The sequence below is a fragment of the Microcystis sp. M079S1 genome (assembly GCF_020246425.1).
Lineage (GTDB): Bacteria > Cyanobacteriota > Cyanobacteriia > Cyanobacteriales > Microcystaceae > Microcystis > Microcystis aeruginosa.
Genome location: NZ_JADBSZ010000283.1, coordinates 1 through 10,349 on the forward strand (window position 1 = coordinate 1; position 10,349 = coordinate 10,349).

8 protein-coding genes and 1 pseudogene are annotated in these 10,349 nt (G+C 43.5%); 2 read left to right on the plus strand and 7 right to left on the minus strand.

The window, feature by feature from the left end:
- Positions 1-118 precede the first annotated feature (118 nt).
- Positions 119-1,561, minus strand: coding sequence for a Fe-S cluster assembly protein SufB (gene sufB / locus IM456_RS18375; protein ID WP_149987489.1), 1,443 nt, complete (start codon positions 1,559-1,561; stop codon positions 119-121).
- Between the two features lie 223 nt (positions 1,562-1,784).
- Here sufB and sufR point away from each other — a divergent pair, with 223 nt between their 5' ends.
- On the plus strand, positions 1,785-2,423 hold the full coding sequence (sufR, locus tag IM456_RS18380) for an iron-sulfur cluster biosynthesis transcriptional regulator SufR (protein WP_012265479.1): 639 nt from the start codon (positions 1,785-1,787) through the stop codon (positions 2,421-2,423).
- Between the two features lie 10 nt (positions 2,424-2,433).
- Here the strand turns inward: sufR and IM456_RS18385 are convergent, their stop codons facing one another.
- From IM456_RS18385 to IM456_RS18410, 6 genes are all read right to left on the minus strand, one after another.
- A complete protein-coding gene (locus tag IM456_RS18385) occupies positions 2,434-3,186 on the minus strand; it encodes a Uma2 family endonuclease (RefSeq protein WP_149987476.1) in 753 nt (250 codons plus the stop codon).
- Positions 3,187-3,271: 85 nt separating this feature from the next.
- On the minus strand, positions 3,272-4,828 hold the full coding sequence (locus IM456_RS18390) for a CPBP family intramembrane glutamic endopeptidase (protein ID WP_149987475.1): 1,557 nt from the start codon (positions 4,826-4,828) through the stop codon (positions 3,272-3,274).
- Positions 4,829-4,988: 160 nt separating this feature from the next.
- Positions 4,989-6,215 carry a glycosyltransferase family 4 protein gene (locus tag IM456_RS18395; RefSeq protein ID WP_149987474.1) on the minus strand — a complete coding sequence of 409 codons (1,227 nt, stop codon included), beginning with the start codon at positions 6,213-6,215 and terminating at the stop codon, positions 4,989-4,991.
- Between the two features lie 42 nt (positions 6,216-6,257).
- Positions 6,258-6,380, minus strand: coding sequence for a hypothetical protein (locus IM456_RS18400; RefSeq protein ID WP_287694622.1), 123 nt, complete (start codon positions 6,378-6,380; stop codon positions 6,258-6,260).
- A 188-nt stretch (positions 6,381-6,568) separates the two neighbouring features.
- Positions 6,569-7,834, minus strand: a complete 1,266-nt coding sequence (gene purD, locus IM456_RS18405) for a phosphoribosylamine--glycine ligase (RefSeq protein WP_149987473.1) — start codon at positions 7,832-7,834, stop codon at positions 6,569-6,571.
- A gap of 344 nt (positions 7,835-8,178) precedes the next feature.
- Positions 8,179-9,447 (minus strand): Sll1247 family protein, encoded by a 1,269-nt coding sequence (locus IM456_RS18410; RefSeq protein ID WP_149987178.1) that lies wholly within the window; start codon positions 9,445-9,447, stop codon positions 8,179-8,181.
- A gap of 494 nt (positions 9,448-9,941) precedes the next feature.
- On the opposite strand from IM456_RS18410, the pseudogene IM456_RS18415 reads away from it, so the two are divergent.
- Positions 9,942-10,349, plus strand: a pseudogene (locus IM456_RS18415) (RNA-guided endonuclease TnpB family protein); the annotation flags it as partial.

Below are 10,349 nucleotides of genomic sequence, written 5' to 3' on the forward strand. Positions count from 1 at the left end.
TAACTGATAACTGATAACTGATAACTGATAACTGATAACTGATAACTGATAACTGATAACTGATAACTGATAACTGATAACTGATAACTGATAACTGATAACTGATAACTGATAACTGTTATCCGACGGTTCCTTCTAGCTTGAGACTTAGGAGTTTATCGGCTTCGGCGGCGAATTCCATCGGTAATTTACTGAGGACATCCTTACAGAAACCACTGACTAACATAGAGACAGCATCTTCTTCGGAAATACCCCGTTGTGCGAAGTAGAATAATTGGTCTTCACCGATTTTAGAAGTAGAAGCTTCGTGTTCTACTTTAGCACTGTTGTTATCCACCTGAATATAGGGAAAAGTGTTAGCTTCGGCATTATCTCCAATGAGCATAGAATCACACTGGGAGTAATTTCTTGCTCCTTTGGCTTTCGGTCCCATTTTCACTAACCCGCGATAACTATTTTGGGAGTTACCCGCCGAAATTCCCTTAGAAATAATGGTACTCTTGGTGTTGCGGCCAATGTGAATCATTTTCGTACCTGTATCGGCCTGTTGTTTGTTATTAGTTAGGGCAATTGAGTAGAATTCCCCGACGGAATTATCGCCGACTAAGACACAACTGGGATACTTCCAAGTAATTGCCGAACCAGTTTCCACCTGCGTCCAAGAAATCTTAGAATTAACTCCTTTACACAGACCCCGTTTAGTGACGAAATTGTAAATACCTCCCTTACCATTGGCATCGCCAGCGTACCAATTTTGTACCGTCGAATATTTAATATCCGCATTATCGAGGGCGACTAATTCCACGACGGCGGCATGAAGTTGATTACTATCGTACATCGGAGCGGTGCAACCTTCTAAATAACTTACCGATGCCCCTTCCTCAGCGACAATTAAAGTTCTTTCAAATTGTCCCGTCTCACCGTTATTAATCCGAAAATAGGTGGACAATTCCATAGGACAGACGACACCTTTGGGTATAAAAACAAAGGAACCATCGCTAAAAACGGCAGAATTAAGAGCGGCAAAATAATTATCACCCACGGGAACCACAGTACCGAGATATTTCTGCACTAATTCGGGATGTTCCTGTAAAGCTTCCGAAATAGAACAGAAAATAACCCCCTGTTCTGCTAGTTTTTCTTTAAAAGTTGTGGCGATAGAAACGCTATCAAAGATAGCATCCACGGCCACGTTAGAAAGGCGTTTTTGTTCCGAAAGGGGAATGCCTAATTTTTCAAAGGTTTCGATTAAAGTGGGGTCAACTTCTTCAAGACTGTTGAGTTTTTCTTTTTTCTGTTTGGGTGCGGAGTAGTAGATAATATTTTGATAATCAATGGCAGGATAGGAAACGTGCGGCCAACTGGGTTCGGTCATCTTTTGCCATTGATGATAGGCCCGGAGACGAAAATCGAGCATGAATTCCGGCTCCTTCTTTTTCGCCGAAATTAGGCGAATAATCTCCTCATTTAAACCGCGGGGGATGGTTTCCGATTCGATATCGGTGATGAAACCGTACTTGTAGGGTTGGTTAACGAGGTTTTTAACGGTGGTTGCACTCATGGGGGTTAGTGTTCTCTCTACGCGGTAGGCAGGGGAGGCAGTTAAACAACTTTCTTGTTGTTTAAATTGATTATATAATAGATTAACAACAAAGCTGTTGTCAAAGTCACGGAAAATTTCAGAGGATGCTGGTAAACCTCTGTTATTCAGGTTACTCTGTAGGGGTAATTGGCCGCTTCTTGACTCTCCGCAATTGTACGCTAAAGCCTCTGTTTTTGGTATCATGACCACGACTCAACCCGCCTCGACGAAAGACGATATTCTGCAATATTTGCTCAAAAACGGTCAATCTACCGCCCAAGACTTGGCTGAGGAGTTAAGTATTAGTCCGCAAGCGACGCGCCGCCATCTTAAGGATTTGGAGGAGGAAGGACTGATAGAATATTTTGCCGTACAAAATAAGATAGGACGGCCTCAGCACATTTATCGTCTCAGTCGTCAAGGTCGTGGCCGTTTTCCCCATAATTACGATAATTTCGCCGTTTCTTTCCTCAATACTCTCGTGGAGACGGTGGGAGAGCAACAGGTGGGGGAAATTCTCAAAAAACAGTGGCAACGCAAAGCGGCAGAATATCAATTGCGCCTCGGGAAGGGGTCTTTAGGGGAAAGAATGAGAAAATTGCTGGAAATTCGCCAAGAGGAGGGTTATATGGCAGAATTAGTGGCACTGGAAGCAGAAAATAGTTATGTCCTGGCCGAGCATCATTGCGCTATTGCTGAGGTGGCTGGTTCTTATCCCAGTATCTGTGGCCATGAATTAGAAATGTTTGCGATGCTGCTTCCCGATTGTACGATCGAACGGACTCACTGGATCAACCAAGGTGAGCAACGATGTGGTTATCTAATTAAGTGCAAGGGATGACAGAGAAAGATTAGAGATTTTCATCGGGATTTATGCCCAATTCCCGCAGTTTAGCCGCTAATTTTGCGGATTTCTGCCTTTCCTGTTCAACTTGGGTTTCTGCCTCTAAAACCCGATTTTCTACCTCTAAAACCCGATTTTCTGCTTGTTGTGCCGCTTCTGCGGGAGTGGGTACTAATTCCCCTTCGGGGGTAAAATAGCGCAATTTATTGGCAGATAAACCCAAATATAAGCCTAATTGTTGACTCCAGAGCCATCCCTGCGGATTGGGGGCAATCGGTTGATATTGACCGCTAATTAGGGTAAATCCTTGAAATTCTAAGCTTTCTGGGTCAAACCAAAAATAATCGGGAGTGCGAAATATATCTTGATAAATTTGTTTTTTCTCCTCTCGGTCAACTTTGGCGGTACTATCGGAGAGAATTTCCACAATTAAATTGGGATATTTGCCCTCTTCTCGCCAAATTACCCAACTTCTGCGGTTGGGATTGGGATTTGTCCCCAAAACGACGAAAAAATCGGGACCACGAAAGAATTCTGACTTTTTCTGGTTAGGACTGTAATAAATGGTTAAATTGCCGGCGGCAAAATAATCTTCTCGCTCGCGCCACCACCATTCTAAACACTGAATTAATAAAATAATTTGTTGTAGATGTAGGTTACTTTCCAAAGGGGGTTCATCACTCCAAAATTGGCCTTCTGGGAAGATTATCTCAGGGTTTACATGAGACTCGACTAGGGGTAAGCTTTGAGCGATAGTCATGGTTTATCCAACAGAGATAGGTTGATAATTAATTAGACGGTATTTGTCATCATCTCTAGGCTACCCCGAAAACCAGAGACTTCACCTAACCTGCACCGCTGCCTAATAAAAATAAACTTAACAGGGTGCCACCATTCCAGAGACTATGAACCAACATTGAGGATAATAAATTTTTCGAGCGGGTGTAAACAAAGCCAAGAACACAACCTAGGACGGTTAAAGGCAGCACTTCTGACAAATTTTGGTGAGCAAGGGCGAAAATCAAACTACTAAGAGCGATCGCAGCCCAAACAGGCAGATAACGAGTCAAAGAAGCTAGTAAAAAGCCGCGAAAGACAATTTCCTCGAAAAAAGGAGCGGCAAGGGAAGCAGTAAAGGCAAAACAGACTAAAGCGAAGGTATTCTGGGATTCTAGGGCTAAAGTCAGCAGCGGGTTACTGCCCCCTTGTCCTTGCCAAATTAGTTGATTGAGCAAAGAAACGATAATAACGAGGGGTAAAGCGACGAAATAGCCGGCCAATCCCCAGAGAAGCCAAGGACTAAAAAGATTAAAACGAAACCAATCGGGAGGTAAAGGGCGAAAAGGCTTGATCGCTAGGTATAAAACCGATAAACTGCTCACTGTTAAGGCTAAATAACTAACTACAACGTATATTGCTTTAGCTTCTAGGTTAAATTGTTCGGGGTTGAGACTCAAGGAACTCGATAAAATCCCGAAAATTACCGGTAAAACAATTTCTCCGACGAAAAAGAAACCGATAATTATTCCCCACCAGAGGGTTTCTCCTCCCCACTTAGTTTGCCAAGCGAGACTATCATCTAAAAAGAGCAGCGCTCGCTGTTTACGGAGCAGCCACTGCAATAATAAAAAGATCAACAGCAAAACACCGATTAAACCGCCGATAAGAGGCAACAAAGCCACTAAAATTAGTTTAATTAACGCATTAGCCGCCACTTCACTCTGTTCTTCCTCTAAAGCGAGTAAATCCTCTTGACGATTTTCGAGACTATATAATTTTTCCAGAATGGTATAACGAAACCATCCTTGAAAATTGCGCTCGATTCTCGCTTCAGCATCGGCAGCAATTTGGGGGGGTTCACTGTACAATCCCTCTAACAGCAGCGCATTTTTTAAAACAGCAGGTTTATAGTTCTCAAATGCTGATTTTTCCTTGATCTCTTGCCAGATTTTCCGTGCCGAATCCAAGTCACCTTGACTAGCTTGAATGAGACTTAATTTCAGTTCTAAATCTTTTAAGGAATTGATGTCGCGCTCAAGGGATTTTTTTTGTTCGGGATTAACTGCTGATTTTTCTAGTTCGGTGATTGTTTTTTTGGCACTTTTCTGGGCTGATAAATACTGTTCCTCGGCAGTGTTATAAGTATCTTCACCGATCAGGGAAGTTTGAATTAATTTAAGATTAGCAAATTCCTCACTATTAGGATCAGCATCGCTGCTTAGAGTCGTGGCTTGTAGATTGAGATTGGTTTGATATAGTTGAATATTCGATTGGATTTGGGGCTGATTAACACTAGAAATTAAAGCCGTAACCACTGGAGTTAAAGCAATAATTGTTAAGAAAAAAGCGATCGCTTGTTTGAGACTTTGCCAGGGGAGTTTTTTTGAGAAATTATCGAACATGAAAATAGTTAAGTGGGAGTTAGGGGTTAGGTGATGGGGTGATGGAGGTTGGGTAATAGGTGTTGGGGTTTTAGGGTTTTAGGGTTTTAGGGTTTTAGGGTTTTAGTTGAAATTCCCCCATTTCCCCATTTCCCTATCCCTAATCCCTATACCCTAATTATTAACTAACTACTTGAGAAAAAAGCTTTTCGTATTGATCCAAAGTCTTTTCAAAGGCATAATTTTCCTCTGCGTATTGTCGTCCTTTTTCTCCTAGTATAGTTGCTAAATCTGGGTTTTTGTATAATTTTAAAATAGCCGTAGCTAATGCCTCTGGATCTTCAGGATTAACCACCAAACCACCACCACTACGCTCGATCGCCCTAGCGGCGGTTCCATCGGCGGGAACAGAAGCAATAATAGCACGACCACTAGCTAATAATAGCTGAATTTTGGACGGCATATTAAAGGAAATAACGTTATGTTTTTGCATCACCATACCCACATCGGCGGCTGCTAACATTTCTGGTAATTTTTCCCGGGGTTGAAAGGGTAATAAAAGCACATTACTGGCCCCCTGTTGTTGGCGATACTTTTCTAGGCGATCGAGGGCTTCTTTTTTACCAACAATTACCACTTTAATCTCAAGGATGTCAACTAAGTAAACTGCAGCATCGATCAGGGTTTCTAGGGGTTGGGTTAGGGCAATATTGCCAGAATATAAAACAACAAATTTGCCCTCAAGATGATTTTCTTGGCGAAAATAATTATTGTTTTTCGGCAGAGGTTTAATAAAGCTTACATCCACCCAATTAGGAATTTCAATAATTTTCTGACTCGGCACATTTTTAGTTATAAGGTTTTTGGTAAAACCATCGGCAATAACCGAGATTTTGCTGGCAGTTTGATAGGCAAATTTTTCGAGACTACTAAAAACCTTAATCATTTTCTGATTAGTTAATAATCCCACATGAACTGCCGCATCGGGCAGAATATCCTGTAAATTTAGAATAATCGGCACCCCATATAATTTACTCAATAAAGCGGCGGGAACGCAAACGGGTAATCCGGGGACAGTTAAGAAAATTAGATCGGGTTTTTCACCCTTGAGAGCCTGAAAGAAACTCAAAAAAACAAAGCTCAATTCAAAGAAAATTCGATTTTTTAAACTTCTTTGGGGACGCGCCCAGACGTAGGAACGTTGAATTTTAACACCATTTCGTTCTTCTTCTAGATAGATTTTTCCGCGGTATTCGGGATCGATTTCACTATTAGGATACCAAGGAAAAGCGGTTAAAACCCTGACTTGATGACCTCTTTTAACCAATCCTTCCGCTAATTCCGTCATCAGGGGAGCGATGCCGATCGGTTCGGGATAATAGTTATAAGAATAGAGCAAAATTCGCATAGGGATGGCAATTTGGTTGGGCGATTCAGTTTCATGATTTTATCAATAGTTACTGGTTTTTTGACAAATCAGATGCGCTTTTGTCAGGGATGACCCTAGAAAGAGGTTTGGCATCAGGTGAGGATTAGCGGTGAGAGATTCGGAAAAAAAGGGAAATTGGCTCATAAATTAATCCTCAAAACCCCTAACTATTCCCCCTTTTACCCCTGCCTAAATACTGAGGGAGCATCTCATTTATGCAAGTGAGTAATTATACTTGTCCCTAAAACTGGTTTCTAGCAAGGCTTTCAAAATAGCTTGACATAAAACCTGATTTAGGGGTTACAAAGGTGAGATGCTCCCAATACTGACCCTTATTTTTCCCTTACCCGGTGGCCGATATCACGACGGTAATAGATGCCCTCAAAGTGTATCCTTTTCACCGATTGATAGGCAAGTTCGATCGCCTGATTAAAATTAGCTCCCATAGCCGTGACACCCAAGACGCGGCCGCCATCGGTGAAGATATCGCCGTGTTTTAAAACCGTGCCGGCGTGGAAAACGATCGCTCCCGCGGTTTCAGCTGCCTTAATTCCAGTGATTAACTGGCCTTTTTCGTAGTGGTCGGGATAACCAGCAGACGCGGCCACCACACAAACGGCACTGCCGGATCGCCATTGTAAAGAGGGGAAATCAGTTAATTTTTGTTGAGCGCAAGCCAGCAGTAGGGGTGCGAGGGGAGTTTCCAGTAGGGGTAAAACTGCTTGGGTTTCGGGATCGCCAAAACGACAGTTAAATTCGAGAACTTTTGGCTCTCCGGCGGGGGAAATCATTAAACCGGCGTAGAGGACTCCCCGATAGTCAATGCCGCGTTTTTGTAGGGTGGCGACGATGGGGGCGAGGATGTCTCGGTTTACCGCTTCGATAATGGCGGCGGTGGCTATGGGTGCGGGGGCATAAACTCCCATACCGCCGGTATTTTTGCCAGTATCGCCTTCACCGATCCGCTTGTGATCTTGGGCGGGTAGCAGGGAACGAAAACTGATCCCATCGGTGAGGGTGAGGATAGACACTTCTTCTCCCTCTAGGAATTCTTCCACCACGACTTTAGTAAAGCCACTGGTAAAAAGATCATCGATCGCTTCTAGGGCCGTATCTACGGTTTCGGCGACAATTACCCCTTTTCCTGCGGCTAATCCGTCAGCTTTCACCACAATTGGCGCTCCTTGCTCTCGGATATAAGTTTTTGCTAATTCTGCATCGGTAAAGGTTTCCGAGACGGCGGTGATAACTGCTGCTTCGCTCATTAATTCTTTTGCCCAGGATTTGCTCGATTCAATTAAGGCCCCGGTTTGTGTGGGACCAAAAACGGCAATTTCTTGGCCGAGAAGATGATCGGTAATGCCGAGGGAGAGGGGATATTCTGGCCCGACAACCACCAGATCGACGCAATTTTCTCGGACAAAGCGGCTAATTTCGGCAAAATCCTCCATTGCTATGGGGATATTTTCACATTGAGGTAAAATTGCCGTTCCCCCATTACCTGGAATGCAGAACACTTGTTCTACTTCGGGCGATTGCAGCAGTTTCCAAGCCAAGGCGTGTTCTCGACCACCACTGCCGATAACGATAATTTTCACGGATAAACGCAGCCTAAATGACGATGGTTTAATTATCCCCTAGCTCCGGGTCACCATTGGCTAGAAGTTGAGATTACTTAACTTTTTAATCGATTTGACGGATTCAGGATTCAGGATTCAGGATTCAGGAGTCAGGAGTCAGGAGTCAGGAGATAGGAGATAGGAGTCAGGAGATAGGAGTCAGGAGATAGGAGATTATTTTATTTATTCTCCCCACACCCCACACCCCACACCCCACACCCCACTTCCCCACTTCCCCACTTCCCCACTTCCCCCCTTCCCCACTTCCCCCCTTCTCCTCTCATAGACAGTCTTAACAAGTAATTTAGATAGCGAACAGCTGATCACTGGATTTGACGGAGACAGGACAAATCAGCTTGACCGAAATGAATACTAAAAGCTACTTGCAGATTTTCTAGGGATTTAACCAACCAAGGCACTTGATCGCAAGAATAACTCTCGTAGTGGTTAAATAGAATCGCAAAACGTTTATCTAAGTGGGGTTTTGCCTGGGGACAGATCAAAATCAACTTGAGCAATAACCCCACAGTCCGAGTTACCCCCATATTGGTGATCATATCCATAAAAATGTAATGATCGGGTTTTTGCCCGCTTTCCACCACCAGATAATTTAACAGTTGGCTAGAAGTACGCAGCCTGAGAAATTCACTCGGTTTTTGTTGATCGCAGTGGGGTAGAGTATTTTGCAGGACATCGTCGAGTTTTTTGTTAAATTGCCCCTTGCCGTAGTCTAAGGAGGTAATCAGATAATCGTAGAGGTCATTTTTAAAATCTTTATAGGTAGGGCTATAAACTGTATTCGCCAGAAAATTTTGCGAAAGCTCCTTATAAGTATAATTTCCTGCTACCGTCCCCAGATAATGCTTGAGGGCGCGATTTAGTTCCTTATCATTGAGCAGGGTGGGATTTTCTACCGGTTGAATGATTCTCCCCGCTTCTTCCCTGATTTTTGGGCTATGGGCCGCCTGTGCCAAACGTACCTGATAGGTGACATAACGAGAGAGATTTACCTCGAAACGGCTCTCGGTTTTCACCTTAATACGTCTAACGGTTTGTCGCTGTTCTCGGGGACTTTCATCACCGAGTAAATAGTAATCATAGAGGTAGGGATAACGATTAATCAGGGTTCCCAGGGAAGCGGCGGTTTTTTCGCTGTATTTGCCGCTAATAATTCTCGTCAGACGCTGCAGCCTAACGTAGTCATCCGAGAGGGTAAAATTTTTGACCAGATGGCGCAAATTGTTGGGGATGCTGTAATGTCCAGGGGGTGGGGAGGGCAAATTTTCCAGTAGCGATACCAATTCGGGAACTGCTGGCTGATGGGCGGGCTGCGTTTGCCATCGATTCACTAAAATATGACAGCAGCGGTTAAAGAAATGATAAAAACGAATTTCGGCATCCTTAGCCTTGACAAGACGCTCTAGGGCTAAATAAATAGGAGCTTCTTGATAGCCCCCACCTTCGATAAACAGACGACAAAAATCCTCGATTAATTGCTCGGGGGAATCGGTCCGTGCGCGGTCGAGCCAATAATCGTATAGTAGCTGTTCTTCGTCTCTTGTTTGTCTTTGTCCAGTGTTTAGACTAGCCATGGTTATTTGATTCAGCCCTCCTAAATCAGTGAGCGGATGGATTTTAGGGCTATGACCATAAAGGGGTCAATTGTGATTAGATAGTAGATGCTCCCTTCTGAGGATGCCCCTATTTCGGGTTATCGTACTGAGCGAGTTGATCGATTTTAGCTTGGCAAGTTTGGGAAAATTCCCCTTGGCTTACCCGGCCAAGCTTGCGGACTATGCCCAGATTACTAAAAATTTAGGCAGCGTACCCTGCTAATTAAGTTAGCGAAAAGAAACCCCGATTGTATGTGATCTAAGTCACATTTCAACCTAAATCCATCTTCTAGATAATTCGGAATTTACCTAAAATGTCGGATGAATGCCCCCGCTACATTTTTCGACAAGATACTCACCTTTGCGGGGGATGAAATCCGACCAGAATATCAACCCCAGAGCATCGGTTTAATTCTACCATCTGTAGGTAAACTGTGTTATAATTAATTTAACCAATGGTCGTGGATTGTTAGATGCTAGTCGTAGAAGCAAAGCTAAAAAACGGAACCCCAGAGCAATATCACCAGCTTGATGAAGCTATCAAAACTTCTCAGTTTGTGCGTAACTCTTGTGTTCGTTATTGGCAGTCCAATCAAGGGACAACCCGCAATGATCTCCAAAAACTTTGTGCGGTACTAGCTAACAATAAAGAGACACCTTGGGTTAATAAATTAAACTCTCAAGCTCGCCAATCGGCTGCTGATAGAGCCTGGCAATCAATTAATAGGTTTTATCATAATTGTCATGCTAAGATACCGGGCAAAAAGGGTTTTCCTCGGTTCAAAAAGCATAGCCGTTCCGTTGAGTACAAACTAACAGGCTACCAACTATCTGATCATCGACGTAAAATCAAGTTTACCGATGGCTTTAAAGCAGGAGAA